Below are 18,768 nucleotides of genomic sequence, written 5' to 3'. Positions count from 1 at the left end.
CATGTATACCTTGTATTATATGTGCGGTTTTTTTCAATGCTTGATGAAAAAAAGAGACACAGCCAGTCGGCTCGTGTCTCTTTTTGTTATTACACTTCCATAATAATCGGTAAGATCATTGGGCGGCGTCTTGTTTTTTCATAAAGGAAAGGTGCAAGTGTGTCCGTAATTTCGTTCTTAATTTCCGACCACTGAGTTGTCTTACGTTCCATTACTTTTTCAAGATGCTTTGAAATCAAATCTTGTGCGTCGTTGATGAGGTCTCCAGATTCTCTCATGTAGACAAAGCCTCTTGAGATGAGATCAGGACCAGCAGAGATTTTGAATTCTTTCATGTCCATGCTGACGACCACAATGACAAGACCTTCTTCTGAAAGAATGCGGCGGTCTCTTAAGACGATATTCCCGATATCGCCAATTCCGCTTCCGTCGATATACACGTTACCTGATGGAATTTTGCCAGCGACACTTGCTTCGTCACCTTTTAGTGCAAGAACTTCACCGTTATCCATGATAAAGCAGTTTTCCTCAGGAATTCCGCAATCATTCGCAAGTTTAATATGCGTTTTTTGCATGCGGTATTCACCGTGAATCGGCATAAAGAATTTTGGTTTAATTAAACGGAGCATCAGCTTTTGTTCTTCTTGTCCGCCGTGACCAGATGTATGAATATTATTGAGTGAGCCATGAATGACCTCAGCGCCAGCACGATAAAGCTGGTTAATGGTGCGGCTTACACTAATATTGTTACCCGGAATCGGTGAAGATGAGAAGACAACAGTGTCTCCAGGATTAATCGAAATCTGGCGGTGAGTGCCGTTTGCAATACGTGAAAGAGCAGCCATCGGTTCACCTTGGCTCCCAGTACAAAGAATGGTCACTTTGTTTGCTGGTAGACGGTTGATTTCATTATGTTCAATAAACGTGTTTTTCGGACATTTAATGTAGCCAAGATCTTGTCCAATATCAATGGCAGACTCCATACTGCGTCCAAACACAGCAACTTTTCGGCCGTTGGCAACAGCGGACTCAATGACTTGCTGAAGTCTGTGAATGTTTGAAGCAAACGTAGCAAAGATGATACGTCCGTCGACTTTTCTAAAGATGTCATCAATGCTTTCGCCTACGCGTCTTTCAGACATCGTAAATTCTGGAATTTCACTGTTTGTACTATCGGATAAAAGACATAGAACGCCTTCTTTCCCGATTTCAGCCATTTTTGTTAAGTTGGCAGGCTCGCCAACAGGCGTAAAGTCAAACTTGAAATCACCTGTATGTACGATGTTACCAGGAGGTGTCTTCACGACAATTCCATAAGAATCTGGAATACTGTGTGTTGTTCTAAAGAAAGACACAGCTGTTTTTCTAAATTTAATGGTATCTTCTTCTTCAAAAATGTGAAGTTTTGTTTGTCTCAAGAGACCGTGCTCTTCCAATTTATTACGAAGTAGGCCGATTGCGAGTTTGCCGCCGTAAACTGGAATATTCACTTGCTTGAGAAGGTAAGGGATACCGCCGATGTGGTCTTCATGTCCGTGAGTGATGAAAAGACCTTTGATTTTATCTTCGTTTTTAACTAAGTACGTATAGTCAGGGATGACGTAGTCAATTCCAAGAAGCTCATCTTCAGGGAACTTAATACCAGCATCAATTAAAATGATTTCATCTTGAAATTGAACGCCATACGTGTTTTTACCGATCTCGCCTAAACCGCCGAGCGCAAAAACTGCCGCCTGATCGTTTTTAACAAATTTCATTCCTCTCATAGCTCCAATACTTTAAAATTTTCACTTTCTCGTTCATAGTCTAAAAAAGCACCGTCTACAGGCTGAATGAATTCAATGTTGTAGCTATGTTTTTTCAACTTATCGCGTACGTCTCTTTCAGAAACCGCTTCAACGTATAGTGAATCTGTGTGTTCTCTTACAGGTACCTCAGTAGTACTTGCCTGAAAAAATACCTTATATATCATCCAAATCTCTCCTTAAATACCGTATGTTACACTCGCTAATTCTATTATATTAAAAAAACGCGCATAAGAAAAGTCTCTGAGAAAAAAGGACCTTCGGCAAATGTGCGGAAGATCCTTTTAAGCGATCGATTTTTTACGAAGCATGTCCTTCCATTGTCTTCTAATTTTCTTGCGCAGACGACGAAGCATCACAGGTCGCCTCCTTTCGGTTTGAAGTCAGATTAGACCATGTATTCCGTGCTCTCTTTATACTTGTATTATATGACGATTCCATTGAATGTTACATGGTTATATGTGGGAAATAGGCGTTTTCATAGGAAGTGGTTTCGAAAGAGGGAATCTTTCTGTATGATGAAAGGGAGTGGGTATACATAACAAGAGACAGGAGACGGGATATGAATAAAAAAGTCATCTTCTTTGATATCGACGGTACTTTATATGATCATGATAAAAAAATACCTGAATCAACGAAGCGAGCGGTTCGCTTATTAAAAGAAAAAGGTCATCATCTCTTTATTGCATCTGGGCGTTCGCCTTTTTTGATTCAGCCTATTTTAGAGGAATTAGGGCTTGACTCCTTTATTGCTTATAACGGTCAGTATGTCATGTATGAGGGAGAGGTCATTTACGGCAATCCGCTGAAACTGGAGCTGATGGAGCAAATTTATGAAACGGCGGATCGTCATGATCATCCGCTTGTTTTTATGGGGGAAAAAACGATGAAGGCTTCTGTGCCAAATCATCCGTTTATCCATGAGGGGATTGGGACTTTAAAAACAGAGCATCCTGAGCATGATTTGTCTTACTTTAAAGAAAACGAGATTTTTCAAATGCTGTTATTCTGTAAGGCAGAAGAGGAAGTCCAATACGAGGCGTTCCGCGAAGAAATTGATCTTGTCAGATGGCACGAGCTGTCAACAGATGTCCTGCCAAAAGGCGGGTCGAAGGCTGAAGGCATTAAACGAGTCATCGAAAGGCTGCCTTATGATCAAAAGGATACCGTTGCCTTTGGAGACGGTCTGAACGATCGAGAGATGATTTCATTTGCTGGAACTGGCGTTGCCATGGGTAATGCTGTGAATGAATTAAAAGATTTGGCTGATTTTGTGACAAAGCCAGTAGATGAAGACGGCATATTCCATGCAGTGACTCATCTAGGCCTCATTGAAGAGTAAAAAAAGAAGACCCTTAGGCTAATGGGTCTTCTTTTTATTTTATGATCTGCCGATCGCAACAGAGTTGTCTGGCTCAGCGAAGGGCTGATCCTTTTGAATATGATCATAAAACATAATGCCGTTTAAATGGTCGATTTCATGCTGAAAAACAATGGCCGGGAACCCTTTTAGGCGAATATCAATGTCTTCTCCTTCAAGCGTTGTGGCCTTCACCCTGATCTTTTGATATCGAGGGACAAATCCAGGAATGGCTTCATCAACAGATAAGCAGCCTTCACCAGTTGCTAAATAAGCTCTTTTGACCGAGTGACTGACAATGCGCGGGTTGAAAAGGGCATAGCTGTATTCCTCTCCATCTTCGTCCTCACAGTGAACAGCGATCATCCGTTTACTGATATTAATTTGCGGAGCTGCTAGTCCAACGCCGGGTCTGAGTCCATACTTTTCAGCCATGTCAGCATCCTGACTATTTTTGACGAATTCAATCATGTCAGCTAATTGCTGTTTTTCCTCTTCTGTCGGCGGGAGCTCGACCGCTTCAGCTGTTTGTCTTAATACGGGATGTCCGTCCCGTACGATATCTTCCATGGTAATCACAAATCTTCACTCCTATTTCCTTTGTATGTAAAGTATATAAAATGATACACAACATATGCAATGAAATAAAGAAGACCGGTCCTATGAGACCGGTCAGAGGCTTAAACAGCCATTAGCAGCAGCCGCCACCGCCGCCTAAGAATGCTGCGCCAACGATGATTAATAGGATGAAAAGGACAACGATTAAAGCGAATGTCCGTCCTCCGCCGTATCCGTAGCCACCGCCATAACTTGGGTAACAACAGCCACCGCCATATCCACCACCGTATCCATACCCGTGACCGCCGTATCCACCATACATACTTCCATGACTATAATTAGACATACTTTTGACCTCCTTTGGAAATACACTCGGCCTCTCATAAGTGAAGGCGAAGCGTGTAATATAAACTATGTATGAATGCACTATTTGTATAGTCATGCGCCTATCACTTGAAAAAAATCTTCTCCGGCTCATCAGGATGACCTCTTTCCTTGTCACAAGCGCCTATAAAAATTATAGTGGTATGTGGAGATGTAAAGGGGGAACCTTGTGATGAGACAGATGAGAAGAAGCATGAAAGCATGTGCTGCTTTAGCGGGGATATGTACCCTTTTGCTGGCGGGATGCGGAGGTCAAAGTCCATTTCATGACATGCAAGATGCGATGACGAAAATGAGCGAAAAAGAGGCATCCTTTGAAAAAGAGCAAGGTACACTGCAAAGCTATGAGAAAAAAGAGCAGCAGCTCTATACAAAAATGATTCAAACCACAAAAGATCATACAGAAACAGTGTCAAGCCTTTCTGATCAGGCGTTAGCATCTGCAGCGAAACGAAAAGAACATTTAAAAACAGAAAAAGACAGCATGGATGAATCGAAAAAAGAATTGAAAACGGTAAAGGAATCTGCCGGACGTATAAAAGATACGGATTTAAAAGAAAAAGCAGATGAAACGGTCAAATCGCTTGAGAAAAGATATGCGTCGTATGACCAGCTTTACAAGGAATATCAAAAGGCGCTGAAACAAGATCAGCATTTGTATCAATCTTTAAAGAAGAAGGACTTGGGATATGAAGAGTTGAAATCCAAGCTGAAGACGGTGAACCGTTCTTATAGCAAAGTCAGAAAAGAAGGTAAGAAGTTCAATCAATATACAAAGCAATTGAATGAGCATAAACAGGCTTTGTCTAAAGCGGCAGATCAAGAATCCCAAAAGAGCTGAAAAAAACAGCTCTTTTTTTATTTTTCGACAAAAACAAACATTTTCTATTGTAGTACAGTAGTACAATCTATACTAGTACAGTTCGAGGTGTTTGTTAAACAGATTGATACAGCTCACTATAAAAAGTAAAGCGAATACATTTATTTAAATAAAGCCGTTAAATCAATTGACGGACTATTTTTCTTGTTGTAAACTAGTCCTTGTTAACAGAAGTTGTATTAGTTTTTTGTGAACTATCGTTAATACAGTTAGAAGAACTCAAAAACGAGCGATCATCTAATGTTTCGACAACGATCCTAGTGGCTATTAAATACAGGAGTCATATGAGTATTTTGGGTTATCCTATATCTGTATGTATAAATGGATTCACGACAAATTGACTGTTAAAAGAAAGGAAGAGGTGACTTTAGAATGGCTGCAAAAACAAAAAAAGCAATTGTTGATAGCAAAAAGCAATTTGATGCCATCAAAAAGCAGTTTGAAACGTTTCAAATTTTAAACGAAAAAGGCGAAGTCGTAAACGAAGCGGCAATGCCGGATCTCTCAGATGACCAATTAAAAGAATTAATGCGCCGTATGGTGTTTACACGTGTATTAGATCAACGTTCAATTTCATTGAACCGTCAAGGACGTCTTGGCTTCTATGCGCCTACAGCTGGACAAGAGGCTTCTCAGCTTGCAACTCACTTTGCACTTGAGAAAGAAGATTTCATTCTTCCAGGATATCGTGATGTACCACAATTAATCTGGCATGGCCTTCCATTAACAAAAGCGTTCTTGTTCTCTCGTGGACACTTTGTTGGTAACCAAATGCCTGAAGATGTGAATGCACTTTCTCCACAAATCATCATCGGTGCACAAATCATTCAAGCTGCTGGTGTAGCTCTTGGTTTGAAAAAGCGCGGTAAAAATGCTGTTGCAATCACTTACACTGGTGATGGCGGAGCTTCACAAGGTGATTTCTACGAAGGTATCAACTTTGCAGGGGCTTACAAAGCGCCAGCGATTTTTGTTGTCCAAAACAACAGATATGCAATCTCTACACCTGTTGAAAAGCAATCTGCTGCACAAACAATTGCACAAAAAGCAGCTGCAGCTGGTATCGTAGGCGTACAAGTTGACGGTATGGATGCATTAGCTGTATATGCAGCAACTGCTGAAGCTCGTGAGCGTGCTGTAAATGGCGAAGGTCCAACATTAATCGAAACTCTTACATTCCGTTACGGTCCACATACAATGGCTGGTGACGATCCAACAAGATATCGTACAAAAGAAGATGAAAATGAGTGGGAGCAAAAAGATCCATTGGTACGCTACCGCAGATTCTTGGAAAACAAAGGCCTATGGTCTGAAGAAGAAGAGAATAAAGTCATCGAAGATGCAAAAGAACAAATCAAACAAGCGATCAAAGAAGCTGACGAACAGCCTAAGCAAAAAGTCACTGACTTGATTGAAAACATGTACGATGTGAAACCATTCAACTTAGTTGAACAGCTTGAAATTTACAAACAGAAGGAGTCGAAGTAAGCCATGGCGCAAATGACAATGATTCAAGCGATCACTGATGCGTTACGCACAGAACTGAAAAATGACGAAAACGTTCTCGTTTTCGGAGAAGACGTTGGTAAAAACGGCGGCGTATTCCGTGCGACTGAAGGATTGCAAAAAGAGTTTGGTGAGGATCGTGTATTCGATACTCCACTTGCTGAATCTGGTATTGGCGGTCTTGCAATTGGCCTTGGACTACAAGAATTCCGCCCAGTAATGGAAATTCAATTCTTCGGATTCGTTTACGAAGTATTAGATTCTGTTTCTGGACAAATGGCTCGTATGCGCTACCGTTCTGGCGGACGCTGGCATTCTCCAGTGACAATCCGTTCTCCATTCGGTGGAGGGGTTCATACTCCTGAGCTTCATGCTGACAGCTTAGAAGGTCTTATCGCACAACAGCCTGGTATCAAGGTTGTCATTCCTTCAACACCTTACGATGCAAAAGGACTATTAATTTCTGCAATCCGCGACAACGATCCGGTTGTGTTTCTTGAGCATATGAAACTTTATCGCTCTTTCCGTCAGGAAGTTCCTGAAGAAGAGTACACAATTGAAATCGGTAAAGCTGACGTGAAACGTGAAGGTTCTGACCTTTCAATCATCACTTATGGTGCAATGGTTCACGAATCACTTAAAGCTGCTGAAGAACTTGAAAAAGAAGGCGTTTCTGCTGAAGTGATCGACCTTCGTACAGTAAGCCCGCTTGATATTGAAACAATCATCGCTTCTGTTGAAAAAACAGGTCGTGCGATCGTTGTTCAAGAAGCACAAAAACAAGCTGGTATTGCTGCAAACGTAGTAGCTGAAATCAATGACAGAGCAATCCTTAGCCTAGAAGCACCAGTACTTCGTGTAGCTGCACCTGATACTGTATTTGCTTTCTCTCAAGCTGAGAGCGTATGGCTTCCAAACCATAAAGACGTGCTTGAAACAGCTAAGAAAGTTCTTGAATTTTAATTAAATGACAGAGGGGAAAAGAATTTATTTCTCTTCCCCTTTATCAATTACAAGACCGTGTAAACATACACAACAAGGATTCAACAAAATCTAGGAGGCGAAAAACAGTGGCATTTGAATTTAAACTTCCGGACATCGGAGAAGGTATCCACGAAGGTGAGATCGTTAAGTGGTTTGTTAAACCAAACGACGAAATTAATGAAGATGACGTTTTAGCAGAGGTACAAAACGATAAAGCAGTTGTAGAAATTCCTTCACCTGTTAAAGGAAAAGTATTAGAATTAAAAGTTGAAGAGGGAACAGTTGCAACTGTAGGACAAACAATCATTACGTTTGATGCACCTGGTTACGAAAATCTTCAATTTAAAGGCAGCGAAGAAGAAGGCGAAGCAAAAACTGAAGCTCAAGTACAAGGTACTGCTGAAGCTGGTAACGAGCCAGAGAAGAAAGAAGTGGCACAAGAAGAAGCGGCAGCAGCAACTGGTGCAGGCGCACAAGAGCAAGTAGATGCTGATCCAAACAAACGCGTCATCGCTATGCCATCTGTACGTAAATATGCTCGCGAAAAAGGCGTTGAAATTTACAAAGTTGCAGGTTCTGGTAAAAACGGCCGTGTGTTAAAAGAAGATATCGACAGCTTCGTTAATGGTGGTTCTGCAGCTCAAGAAGCAGCACCTCAAGCAGCTGAAAGTGCGAAAGAAGAAGCAGCTCCAAAAGCGGCAGCAGCTCCAGTTCTTGAAGGAGAATTCCCAGAAACTCGCGAGAAAATGAGCGGCATCCGCAAAGCGATCGCGAAAGCAATGGTGAACTCTAAGCATACAGCTCCTCACGTAACATTAATGGATGAAGTTGATGTAACGAACCTTGTTGCACATCGTAAACAATTCAAACAAGTTGCAGCTGATCAAGGAATCAAGTTAACTTACTTGCCTTACGTTGTAAAAGCTCTAACTTCTGCTTTGAAAAAGTACCCAGTACTTAACACTTCTATCGATGATAAAACAGATGAAGTTGTTCAAAAGCATTACTACAACATCGGAATTGCAGCTGACACTGAAAAAGGCCTGCTCGTTCCAGTTGTGAAAAATGCAGATCGCAAAGCAATTTTCGAAGTGTCTAACGAAATCAATGAGCTTGCAACAAAAGCACGTGATGGTAAACTGGCTCCAGCTGAAATGAAAGGTGCATCTTGCACAATCACAAACATCGGTTCTGCTGGTGGACAATGGTTTACTCCAGTCATCAACCACCCAGAAGTAGCGATCCTTGGTATTGGCCGTATCGCTGAAAAAGCGGTTGTTCGTGATGGCGAAATCGTTGCAGCTCCAGTCTTAGCTCTTTCCCTAAGCTTTGACCACCGTATGATCGACGGAGCTACTGCGCAAAATGCCCTTAACCACATCAAGCGTTTATTGAATGATCCACAATTAATTTTAATGGAGGCGTAATGTCATGGTAGTAGGAGATTTCCCAATCGAAACAGATACTCTTGTCATCGGTGCAGGTCCTGGTGGATATGTAGCTGCTATTCGTGCTGCACAGCTTGGACAAAAAGTAACAATCGTTGAAAAAGGAACACTTGGCGGTGTATGTCTAAACGTTGGCTGTATTCCTTCAAAAGCATTAATCAATGCTGGCCATCGTTTCGAAAATGCTAAGCATTCTGAAGACATGGGTATCAAAGCTGAAAACGTTACAGTTGATTTCACAAAAGTTCAAGAGTGGAAAGCTTCTGTTGTTAACAAATTAACAGGTGGAGTTCAAGGTCTTCTTAAAGGAAATAAAGTAGACATCGTTAAAGGTGAAGCTTATTTCGTAGACAGCAACTCTGTACGTGTAATGGATGAAAATTCAGCACAGACTTACACTTTCAAAAATGCAATTCTTGCAACTGGATCTCGTCCAATTGAATTGCCTACTTTTAAATACACAGACCGCGTGATCAACTCAACTGGTGCTTTGGCGCTTAAAGAAGTACCTAAAAAGTTAGTTGTTATCGGTGGTGGATATATCGGTACTGAGCTTGGAACTGCTTATGCAAACTTTGGAACAGAAGTTGTCATCCTTGAAGGTGGAGACGAAATCCTTCCAGGTTTCGAAAAGCAAATGAGCTCATTGGTTAAACGTAACCTGAAGAAAAAAGGAAACGTTGAAATCCATACAAACGCTCTTGCAAAAGGCGTTGAAGAAAAATCTGATGGTGTCACTGTTACTTTCGAAGTAAAAGGTGAAGAAAAAACAGTTGATGCTGATTACGTACTTGTTACAGTTGGTCGTCGTCCAAACACGGATGAGCTTGGTCTTGAGCAAGTTGGTGTTGAATTGACTGACCGCGGAGTTGTCAAAACAGACAAACAATGCCGTACAAGCGTATCTAACATCTATGCAATTGGTGACATCGTTGATGGACCACCACTTGCACACAAAGCTTCTTACGAAGGTAAAATTGCAGCTGAAGCAATCGCTGGAGAGCCAGCTGAAATTGATTACCTTGGTATTCCTGCTGTTGTATTCTCTGAGCCAGAACTTGCAACTGTTGGGTACACTGAAGCAGAAGCAAAAGAAGAAGGAATCGAAATCGTTGCAGCGAAATTCCCATTCGCAGCGAACGGACGTGCACTTTCTCTTGATGCAACTGATGGCTTCATGAAAATGATCACTCGTAAAGAGGATGGTCTTGTTATCGGTGCACAAATCGCAGGTGTTGGCGCTTCTGATATGATTTCAGAGCTTAGCCTTGCAATCGAAGCTGGAGTGACTGCTGAAGATATCGCAATGACAATTCACGCTCATCCAACTTTAGGTGAAATTACAATGGAAACGGCTGAAGTAGCAATTGGAAGCCCAATTCATATCGTAAAATAATGAACCTATTAAAACCCTCTCTTGATGGAGAGGGTTTTTTTGAGCGCTCCCATATGAAAAACCCCTCATGAGATGAGGGGCTTTTTCATATGGATATATAAGTGCAAGGGTAGGCCATTAATTTGTATTCACGCGGTCTAAAGCGTGGCATAAGGGCGATAAAATATCCTCTTTGCTGCTGACATTTCCTTCAATCTTCACAATGACTTTTTCATTATTTACAAGTAAAATAGCCGGCAATTCGTCTACTTCATTTTTCCAGCCTTTACGATCTTCTTTCACAATCATCTTTGACATTTCCTTCGGATATTCATTCTTTAAATCGAGGACTGCATCATAATAAGGACTTTCTTTATCAAGATTTTCTGCATCTGTAAAAAAGAGAATTCTTGGTTTCTGAATATGACTGACTTGGTCGGTCTGATTCGGTATGATATACGCAAATGAGCATGAACTAAGTACAAAGAGCATGGGGAATATAATGAGAAGTGACCTCATAAAATTCAATCTATTCACCTCAAAATCCTTTGGGGTTGTCCCAACATTTTTAGGAGCTGGTTACCTGTTAGTCACTCTAGTGTATCATGTCCTTTTTGACAATTTTCGATTGTTACTCAATTGTTACAGAATTGATATGAAGCAAAATACAATTGAAACGTTCCCTCAATATGATGAGAAAAAAGCACATATTCATAAAAAATATTTAAATGTGTCATACAATTAACCGTTGACAACTTAAATGTGACATCATATTATAGAGGTATGAAATAGATTAAACGCTTTCAAATTATGAATGAAGAAAAGGGGAATGTACGTGGGTACAATTATTTGTCAAGATTGCAATGAAACCATTGATCAATTTGAAAATGAAAAAGTGACAACGCTATACGGAACGTGTGGTCACTGTCATTGCTGTGATGAAGCCTCTGAATAAATAAAAAAGCATGCAGCTCCATTTGGGGCTGCATGTTTCTTTTTTATAAAATTGGTTTTTGTTCTTTAATCACGCGGATCATTTCAAGCGTTGAATCTTCTGGTCCTTGGACAGGGAGACCAATTTCAATGTTTTTAAAGATATATGAGATATTTTCTTCTGTGATAATTTCTCCTGGTATAAAAATAGGAATGCCTGGCGGGTACACCATAACAAACTCTGCGATGATGCGGCCCGCTGCTTCTTTAAACGGAACCACTTCTGTTGTGGCGTAAAAGGCGTCACGGGGCGTCATGGCAAGCGATGGAATCTCAGGCAGCAGGACTTCTGTGACCGCTTGTGTGCCGCTCTCACTTGTAGAGGTTGCGGCAATTTCCTTCATAGCCGTTATAAGCGTATCGATTGTTTCATCAGAATCACCAGGGGTCACAATACATAAAATGTTGTAAAGGTCAGAGAGCTCCACTTCAATCCGGTAGCTTTCTCTCAGCCATTTTTCGACATCATGGCCATTTAGCCCAAGGTCTTTAATTGAGATAATTAATTTCGTTGGGTCATAATCGTACGTAGAAGCTGAACCGAGTATTTCCTTGCCAATACACGTAATGCCATCAATTTGGTTCAAACGGTTTCTCGCTGATTCAGCCAAACGGATGGCTTCATCTGCAAGTGCCTTTCCTTCAGTGGCTAATCGCTTTCGAGCGACATCAAGTGACGCCAAGAGCAAATAAGAAGTAGACGTTGTCGTCAGCATGCTCAAAATCGATTGTACGCGATCTTTTGAGACAAGCCCTTCCTTCATATTTAAAATAGAGCTCTGGGTAAGGGAACCGCCGAGTTTATGGACACTCGTTGCTGCCATGTCGGCACCTGCCTGCATCGCAGATAGTGGAAGCTCATCGTGAAAATGAATATGCACGCCGTGTGCTTCATCGACAAGGACAGGCACATGAAATGAATGGGCAATGTCTACAATCGATTTTAAGTCTGCTGAAACCCCAAAATACGTCGGATTAATCACAAGCAGACCTTTTGCATCTGGGTGCTCTTTGAGCGCCTTTTTCGCTGATTCTGGTGTAATGCCGTGAGAGATGCCAAGTTCTTTGTCTATTTCTGGGTGAATAAAAACAGGAACTGCGCCAGAAAATACAATGGCGGACATAATCGATTTATGGACGTTGCGCGGAATGATGATTTTATCTCCAGGTCCGCATACGGTCATCACCATTGTCATGATGGCGCCGCTTGTTCCTTGAATGGAGAAAAATGTATGGTCAGCACCGAATGCTTCAGCAGCGAGCTCTTGTGCTTCTTTTATCATCCCTCGAGGTGAATGTAAATCATCGAGAGGTTCTATATTAATGAGATCAATGCTTAATGCATTGTCGCCAATGAATGCTCTGAATTCAGGGTCCATCCCGGCTCCTTTTTTATGGCCTGGAATGTGAAATTGGACTGGATTGGTTGCAGCATGCTTTTTTAGTCCAGTGTATAAGGGTGTATCATGTTGTGACAATTGCTTTCCCACCTTCATCGAAATACCTGCTATTATTGTGCCAATAATGGCAGATTTCATTGCATAAAACAAAAGAATTATATTATGAACTGATCGGAATGTAAAGCATAAAATCAATCGGTTTCTGATCGAACAGATGCTATAATAAAAGTTCAAATAAGAAATGAGTGTTAAAGTGAGGGACAAGTAAATGGAATATCAATATCCAATGGATGTCGACTGGACGACAGAGGAAAAGATTGCCGTTATTTCGTTTTTTCAAGCTGTTGAAAAAGCCTATGAAAAAGGAATTGCGAAGCAGGAGTTATTAGATACTTATAAACGATTTAAAGAGGTTGTGCCATCAAAAGCAGAGGAAAAGACGCATTGTGCAGCGTTTGAAAAGGAAAGCGGGTATTCTCCTTATCGTACAGTGAAATCTGCAAGAGAGGCAGAAGAGACAGCCGTTATACGTATGTAAGAAAAAACGAGCCTGCATGGGCTCGTTTCAGCGTGTAGACAAACCCTCGCATTCGGTGTCAGTCCTGCGTGCCGGTGCTCACGAATGTCAAATTCGCTCCGCTCCGGTACTCGTCCTTCCTAGACTGCAAAGGTTTTCTATCACGCTGAAAAGAAGACAAAAGGCTAAAATGAAGATCATTTTAGCCTTTTGTCAACAATCAGAAACGAGCCTGCATGGGCTCGTTTTTTTTATACAGATTCTTTTTGTGTAAAGCGGTATAGATAAGTCAACGTGCGGAAGGCATCTTCGATTTTTGATAAGTATTCTTCATTATTCATTTGAACGACTTCTTCTCTAGGCAGCTGAATGCCGCAAAGGAGTTCAGCTTTTTTCACCGTTTGGACACGTTCAAACAGCGTTTTCAGCTGTTCTGCATCAAGCTCGCTGTGACGCATGACATCTGGTTTCATATGATCTTTAGACCAAACAAAATCTTGTGGTATTTTCTTCTGAATGGTATCTAGTTCTTTTTCGAACAGCTGACCATACTCGCCTTTCACAGGAGATTCATAAATGAGCGCAAACCATACAAAGACATGTGTTTTCCAAAGCCCAATTTGAAAATGAGGGAGTTTTTTATACCCACGCTTGCTGTTTGCAAAAGCAACCCACGTATCATTTGGCGGATTGACTGATCTTCTAGCATGCTTTGCGACATGTACAAACATTTCGTCTCCTGTAATAGAAGAAAGAAGTGGTGCAAAGTGTTCACCAAGTGCCTCGAGCTTTGGACGGACTCTTTCTTTTAATACGGTCATTCGTTCATCTAAACCGTCAACTGTAAATGTCTCAAAATCTTCATCTCTAAAACGCATTTCACTCATATTATGCCTCCTGTATTCTTTAGCTGATCATATTTTATCATAGCTTGGGTCAAGCTCAAAAAAAGATGCACTGTCAGATCAAAGATTGTAGAGGAAGTAGGACAGCGTTTAAAAACAACGATTTTGTGGTACATAATAAATAGGTAAAGACACAATTTTTAGAATGTCGTTGCGGTTATGCGATCGCTTCATACGATATAAGCAAGAACCAATTCTCTTATCGATTGAATTTTTTATCAATGAAAACTGACAAGGAATGAATCATTCTCTGGAAGGGGCGTTGACCAAATGAAGCAAATCGTGAAGCAGGGGTATAGACAGGAGAAGAAGAATCGCATCGCTGTGTGGAGATTAGAGGTGGATTATGAGCTTTCTACGCTTCATGAAGCCATCGAGCAAAAAGATGACATCCAAATCGAACGCAGCAAACGAAAGCTTGAGCGCCTAAGAAAAGAATGGGAGCAGCTTAAAGGGTAAAACAAGGTGAGGTAAAAACGAACCAATTCATCGGTTCGTTTTTGTATGAAGCTGCTTTTTTCTTGCTTTTACGTACATAATATCAGTATGCTAATACAAATAGGTATTACATAGAAAAGAGGTTTACAGTCTGATGACAAACTGGGTGGAAATTGACCGTCTTGCAAAGCTTTGGGTAAAAGAAGCAGGAAGCCGTATTAAAGCGTCCATGCAGGAAGGTCTATCAATTGAAACAAAATCAAATCCAAATGATCTTGTCACTAATATCGATAAAGAAACAGAACGTTTTTTCATTGAAAAGATACAATCGACATTTTCAGATCATCACATTTTAGGAGAAGAGGGACAAGGGGAAGAGGTGACCTCACTGGATGGGATCGTGTGGATCATTGATCCAATCGATGGCACAATGAACTTTGTCCATCAAAAACGCAACTTTGCCATTTCAATCGGGATATTTGAAAATGGCATAGGGAAAATCGGTCTCATTTATGACGTCATTCATGACGAACTTTACCATGCGGTCAAAGGGGAAGGGGCCTATATGAATGATACCCTGCTTCCGCCATTAAAAGATGTAGCGATTGAAAAAGCCATTGTCGGCATTAACCCGACCTGGGCGATCGAAAGCCCTTATTTTGATGCTAAACCGTTTGCCCGTCTCGTGCGTGATGTGAGAGGGACGAGAACGATTGGATCAGCTGCCCTTGAGCTCGCTTATATCGCAAGCGGCAGAAGTGACGCATACGTTACGTTAAGGCTTGCGCCGTGGGATTATGCAGCAGGGTGTGTGATTCTAGATGAAGTAGGGGCTGTCTACTCAAATATACATGGAGAACGCCTAACTTTTCTAGAGAAAAACAGTATCGTCGCCGGAAATCGATCCGTTTGTGAAAAGATTTTACACGATTACATAAAAGGCAGAGGAAATAAAAAATAAACCAAATCACTTCATGAGAATGAAGTGATTTTTTGTGTTTGATGAAACTTTTTGGTAACAAATGACTAGTTGTCGATATGAAAAAGTCAAGCGATCATTCTTTATTGGCTGAAATAAAAACCCCCCATCTGGGCGAGGGGGGTTTTCGAGCTTAGCTTAATTTTTCTTTTGCCATTTGAACTGCATCATAGAACGTTTTTAATTGCTCTTGAGGAATTTTCTTCAGCATTTGGTTGAAAACAAGTAATTCAGTAGAGCTGAATCCAAGACCTTTTGCAATTTTTGAATCAATTACAACGTTTCCTTTTTTGTCTAGAACAAGTGCATCACCAGCAAGATCAGCAAGTCTGATCACTGATTTGAAAAGTTTTTCGAATTTAGCTGCTTCTTCTTTCGTAAGACCAAGTTCAACAGCTTTTGCTGCATCAAAGATCAATTTCCCTTTTTCGTTTTTAGTGATGCTTTCACTGAAAACGATTGTAAGAACAGCTGCGCGATCTAAGAATTTCTCAGCAGTCGCCGCTTCTTCTTCAGTTAGTCCGAGCTCAACAGCTTTTTTCACATCAAATGTGTAGCTGTTGTCTTCTTCAACAAATGAATTGATGAGAATGTTGATGACGCGCTCGTTTTTCTCCAATAATTCTTTAATGATTTGCTGCTGTTCAAAAGGAATCCCTTTGAAAGTTGCAGCACTTGCTTGCCCAGGAGCTACTGTTGTGAAAGTAAGGATAATAGCTAAAGCGAAAAATACAACAGAGCTGAGCGATTTGCTCAAAAACTTCTTCATGCTTCTTTTCTCTCCCTTTTCTGTTAAATTTTGTTGCAAGAACAGCATACCATGAGAAACTTTGTGGAAGAATAGGAAAATTGTAACTTTATGTTTGGTTTTGGAGAACTATAAACATTATTGTCGAAAAATGAAGAGGTTCATATTGCTTACTTTTGCCAATTCTATATGATATGTTTCGTCTCTACACTCGAGCTTTCATAGGTGGTTGGTCTTATTTTTACTCAAAATAAAAAGCCTTCTACATGTAGAATGTAAAAGGCTTTTGAGGAATTTTATGATTGCACGTTTAATTTTCTTTTTAATGTAAATCCTGTACCCATGAAAATCATGGCGAACATAATACTTAGACAAATACCCAGCACGTTTTTTTCTGCAAGAGATACCCCAATAAACGCCATACTGACAACTGCAAGTAATGCACATAATAATAGAAGCCATTTGATTTGTTTCATTTGTCTCCATCCCTTTTTTTAGAGTTAATATAAGTTTACAGAAAAACGATCGGCATTTAAAGGGGATTGTGATATAATATGAAAGTTATCTAATTATTTTAGGAGATGAAAATGTGAAACTTCGAAAAGATCTTCGCAACATCGCAATTATTGCCCACGTTGACCATGGTAAAACGACGCTTGTTGACCAATTGCTCCATCAAGCTGGTACTTTCCGTGCGAATGAAAATATCGCTGAGAGAGCCATGGATTCAAATGATTTAGAGCGAGAGCGCGGTATTACGATTTTAGCTAAAAATACTGCGATCCATTATAAAGATACACGCATTAATATTTTAGATACACCAGGACACGCCGATTTCGGTGGTGAAGTTGAGCGTATCATGAAAATGGTAGATGGTGTACTTCTCGTTGTGGATGCTTATGAAGGCTGTATGCCTCAAACACGCTTTGTGCTGAAAAAAGCACTTGAGCAAAACTTAACACCAATCGTTGTTGTCAACAAAATTGACCGCGACTTTGCTCGTCCGGCTGAAGTAGTCGATGAAGTAATTGACTTGTTCATTGAATTGGATGCAACAGAAGAACAGCTTGAATTCCCAGTTGTCTATGCATCAGCAATCAATGGTACAGCAAGTAACGATGCGAGCAAGCAAGATGAAAACATGGAATCTTTGTTTGAAGCCATTGTTAACCATATCCCTTGCCCAGTTGATAACCATGAAGAGCCGCTTCAATTCCAAGTGGCACTACTTGATTACAATGATTATGTTGGAAGAATCGGGATCGGCCGTGTATTCAGAGGAACAATGCAAGTAGGACAGCAAGTGGCCTTAATGAAAGTTGACGGCAGTGTGAAACAATTCCGTGTGACAAAGATTTTTGGTTTCCAAGGGTTAAAACGAGTGGAAATCAACGAAGCGAAAGCAGGAGATCTTGTTGCTGTATCGGGAATGGAAGACATCAACGTAGGTGAAACGGTTTGTCCGGTAGAACACCAAGAGGCCCTGCCAATCCTTCGTATTGATGAGCCGACACTTCAAATGACGTTTGTTGTAAACAACAGCCCATTTGCAGGCCGTGAAGGAAAATACGTGACATCACGTAAAATTGAAGAGCGCTTAGAGCAGCAGCTTCAAACAGACGTCAGTCTTCGTGTGGATCCAACTGATTCACCTGATGCTTGGGTTGTATCTGGACGCGGAGAGCTTCACTTATCCATTCTTATTGAGAATATGAGACGTGAAGGATTTGAATTACAAGTATCGAAGCCAGAAGTTATTGTAAAAGAAGTTGATGGTGTTCGATGTGAGCCTGTTGAACGCGTTCAAATTGATGTACCAGAAGAGCACACTGGCTCTATCATGGAATCAATGGGCGCAAGAAAAGGTGAAATGATTGACATGATCAATAATGGTAACGGTCAAGTTCGCCTGATCTTTACAGTGCCATCACGTGGTTTAATCGGATATACAACTGAATTTCTTTCATTAACTCGTGGTTTTGGTATTTTAAACCATACGTTTGACAGCTACCAGCCAATGCAGTCTGGCCAAGTTGGCGGACGCCGTCAAGGTGTACTTGTTTCAATGGAAACAGGTAAAGCGACTGCTTACGGAATCCAAGGCGTTGAAGAGCGCGGTGTGATCTTCGTTGAGCCGGGTACTGAAGTATACCAAGGAATGATTGTTGGTGAGCATAACCGTGAGAACGATCTTGTTGTCAACGTTAGCCGTATGAAACAACAAACAAACGTACGTTCAGCGACGAAAGATCAAACGGTGAGCATGAAGAAACCACGTATTATGTCACTTGAGGAATCTCTTGAGTACTTGAATGAAGACGAATACTGTGAGGTTACACCTGAATCGATTCGTTTAAGAAAGAAAATTTTAGATAAAAACGAACGTGAGAAAGCAGCGAAGAAGAAAAAGCTAGCAGGATTATCGTAATTCCATGAAGAATTAAAAAGATAGAACCCTGAAAGATAAGGGGAGGGAATCTTTTTGAAT

The 18,768-nt window shown here is 40.9% G+C and carries 20 protein-coding genes; 11 read left to right on the top strand and 9 right to left on the bottom strand.

Annotated elements, in window-relative coordinates:
• Positions 1-89 precede the first annotated feature (89 nt).
• Together rnjA and C6347_RS06945 are read right to left on the bottom strand one after the other, a co-directional pair.
• Positions 90-1,757: a ribonuclease J1 gene (gene rnjA / locus C6347_RS06950; protein WP_012009818.1), complete on the bottom strand. Its 1,668-nt coding sequence runs from the start codon at positions 1,755-1,757 to the stop codon at positions 90-92.
• A 5-nt stretch (positions 1,758-1,762) separates the two neighbouring features.
• Positions 1,763-1,972 carry a DNA-dependent RNA polymerase subunit epsilon gene (locus C6347_RS06945; RefSeq protein ID WP_003211882.1) on the bottom strand — a complete coding sequence of 70 codons (210 nt, stop codon included), beginning with the start codon at positions 1,970-1,972 and terminating at the stop codon, positions 1,763-1,765.
• 395 nt (positions 1,973-2,367) lie between these two features.
• On the opposite strand from C6347_RS06945, the gene C6347_RS06940 reads away from it, so the two are divergent.
• Positions 2,368-3,147, top strand: coding sequence for a Cof-type HAD-IIB family hydrolase (locus C6347_RS06940; RefSeq protein ID WP_034662673.1), 780 nt, complete (start codon positions 2,368-2,370; stop codon positions 3,145-3,147).
• Positions 3,148-3,186: 39 nt separating this feature from the next.
• On the opposite strand, the gene def is transcribed toward C6347_RS06940, so the two are convergent.
• Both def and C6347_RS06930 read right to left on the bottom strand, forming a co-directional pair.
• The gene (def, locus tag C6347_RS06935; protein ID WP_034662672.1) at positions 3,187-3,744 is read right to left on the bottom strand and encodes a peptide deformylase; all 558 of its coding nucleotides are present in this window, start codon (positions 3,742-3,744) and stop codon (positions 3,187-3,189) included.
• 112 nt (positions 3,745-3,856) lie between these two features.
• A complete protein-coding gene (locus C6347_RS06930) occupies positions 3,857-4,045 on the bottom strand; it encodes a YjcZ family sporulation protein (RefSeq protein ID WP_034663866.1) in 189 nt (62 codons plus the stop codon).
• A gap of 234 nt (positions 4,046-4,279) precedes the next feature.
• On the opposite strand from C6347_RS06930, the gene C6347_RS06925 reads away from it, so the two are divergent.
• The 5 genes from C6347_RS06925 to lpdA all read left to right on the top strand — a co-directional run bounded on the left by C6347_RS06925 (position 4,280) and on the right by lpdA (position 10,321).
• Positions 4,280-4,948 (top strand): YkyA family protein, encoded by a 669-nt coding sequence (locus tag C6347_RS06925; RefSeq protein WP_060596161.1) that lies wholly within the window; start codon positions 4,280-4,282, stop codon positions 4,946-4,948.
• 411 nt (positions 4,949-5,359) lie between these two features.
• Positions 5,360-6,475: a pyruvate dehydrogenase (acetyl-transferring) E1 component subunit alpha gene (gene pdhA, locus C6347_RS06920; protein WP_060596162.1), complete on the top strand. Its 1,116-nt coding sequence runs from the start codon at positions 5,360-5,362 to the stop codon at positions 6,473-6,475.
• 3 nt (positions 6,476-6,478) lie between these two features.
• Positions 6,479-7,456, top strand: a complete 978-nt coding sequence (pdhB, locus tag C6347_RS06915) for a pyruvate dehydrogenase complex E1 component subunit beta (RefSeq protein ID WP_012009824.1) — start codon at positions 6,479-6,481, stop codon at positions 7,454-7,456.
• A 107-nt stretch (positions 7,457-7,563) separates the two neighbouring features.
• Positions 7,564-8,904: a dihydrolipoamide acetyltransferase family protein gene (locus C6347_RS06910; protein WP_024426891.1), complete on the top strand. Its 1,341-nt coding sequence runs from the start codon at positions 7,564-7,566 to the stop codon at positions 8,902-8,904.
• A gap of 4 nt (positions 8,905-8,908) precedes the next feature.
• Positions 8,909-10,321: a dihydrolipoyl dehydrogenase gene (gene lpdA, locus C6347_RS06905; RefSeq protein ID WP_034662665.1), complete on the top strand. Its 1,413-nt coding sequence runs from the start codon at positions 8,909-8,911 to the stop codon at positions 10,319-10,321.
• 117 nt (positions 10,322-10,438) lie between these two features.
• Here the strand turns inward: lpdA and C6347_RS06900 are convergent, their stop codons facing one another.
• The gene (locus C6347_RS06900; RefSeq protein WP_223250460.1) at positions 10,439-10,819 is read right to left on the bottom strand and encodes a hypothetical protein; all 381 of its coding nucleotides are present in this window, start codon (positions 10,817-10,819) and stop codon (positions 10,439-10,441) included.
• A gap of 316 nt (positions 10,820-11,135) precedes the next feature.
• On the opposite strand from C6347_RS06900, the gene C6347_RS06890 reads away from it, so the two are divergent.
• On the top strand, positions 11,136-11,255 hold the full coding sequence (locus C6347_RS06890) for a GapA-binding peptide SR1P (protein WP_003212464.1): 120 nt from the start codon (positions 11,136-11,138) through the stop codon (positions 11,253-11,255).
• A 43-nt stretch (positions 11,256-11,298) separates the two neighbouring features.
• On the opposite strand, the gene C6347_RS06885 is transcribed toward C6347_RS06890, so the two are convergent.
• Positions 11,299-12,771 (bottom strand): aminotransferase class I/II-fold pyridoxal phosphate-dependent enzyme, encoded by a 1,473-nt coding sequence (locus C6347_RS06885; protein ID WP_106071610.1) that lies wholly within the window; start codon positions 12,769-12,771, stop codon positions 11,299-11,301.
• A 190-nt stretch (positions 12,772-12,961) separates the two neighbouring features.
• On the opposite strand from C6347_RS06885, the gene C6347_RS06880 reads away from it, so the two are divergent.
• Entirely contained in the window at positions 12,962-13,231 is a 270-nt protein-coding gene (locus C6347_RS06880; protein WP_060596166.1) for a UPF0223 family protein, read from the top strand.
• A 230-nt stretch (positions 13,232-13,461) separates the two neighbouring features.
• Here C6347_RS06880 and C6347_RS06875 read toward each other — a convergent pair whose 3' ends face one another.
• Positions 13,462-14,097, bottom strand: a complete 636-nt coding sequence (locus C6347_RS06875; protein WP_060596167.1) for a DUF1054 domain-containing protein — start codon at positions 14,095-14,097, stop codon at positions 13,462-13,464.
• Between the two features lie 288 nt (positions 14,098-14,385).
• Between C6347_RS06875 and C6347_RS06870 the strand changes: the two genes are divergently transcribed.
• Together C6347_RS06870 and C6347_RS06865 are read left to right on the top strand one after the other, a co-directional pair.
• Positions 14,386-14,574 (top strand): hypothetical protein, encoded by a 189-nt coding sequence (locus C6347_RS06870; RefSeq protein ID WP_003211901.1) that lies wholly within the window; start codon positions 14,386-14,388, stop codon positions 14,572-14,574.
• Between the two features lie 133 nt (positions 14,575-14,707).
• On the top strand, positions 14,708-15,514 hold the full coding sequence (locus C6347_RS06865) for an inositol monophosphatase family protein (protein WP_060596168.1): 807 nt from the start codon (positions 14,708-14,710) through the stop codon (positions 15,512-15,514).
• Positions 15,515-15,665: 151 nt separating this feature from the next.
• Here C6347_RS06865 and C6347_RS06860 read toward each other — a convergent pair whose 3' ends face one another.
• Positions 15,666-16,301, bottom strand: a complete 636-nt coding sequence (locus C6347_RS06860) for a hypothetical protein (protein ID WP_106071528.1) — start codon at positions 16,299-16,301, stop codon at positions 15,666-15,668.
• A gap of 275 nt (positions 16,302-16,576) precedes the next feature.
• A complete protein-coding gene (locus C6347_RS06855; RefSeq protein ID WP_034662648.1) occupies positions 16,577-16,756 on the bottom strand; it encodes a DUF5325 family protein in 180 nt (59 codons plus the stop codon).
• A 113-nt stretch (positions 16,757-16,869) separates the two neighbouring features.
• Here C6347_RS06855 and typA point away from each other — a divergent pair, with 113 nt between their 5' ends.
• Positions 16,870-18,708: a translational GTPase TypA gene (typA, locus tag C6347_RS06850; protein ID WP_034662645.1), complete on the top strand. Its 1,839-nt coding sequence runs from the start codon at positions 16,870-16,872 to the stop codon at positions 18,706-18,708.
• Positions 18,709-18,768: the final 60 nt, after the last annotated feature.

The organism is Bacillus sp. NMTD17 (assembly GCF_002998735.1).
GTDB lineage: Bacteria > Bacillota > Bacilli > Bacillales > Bacillaceae > Bacillus.
The sequence above is the reverse complement of the archived record's forward strand: the minus strand, read 5'-3'. Positions and strand labels throughout refer to the sequence as shown.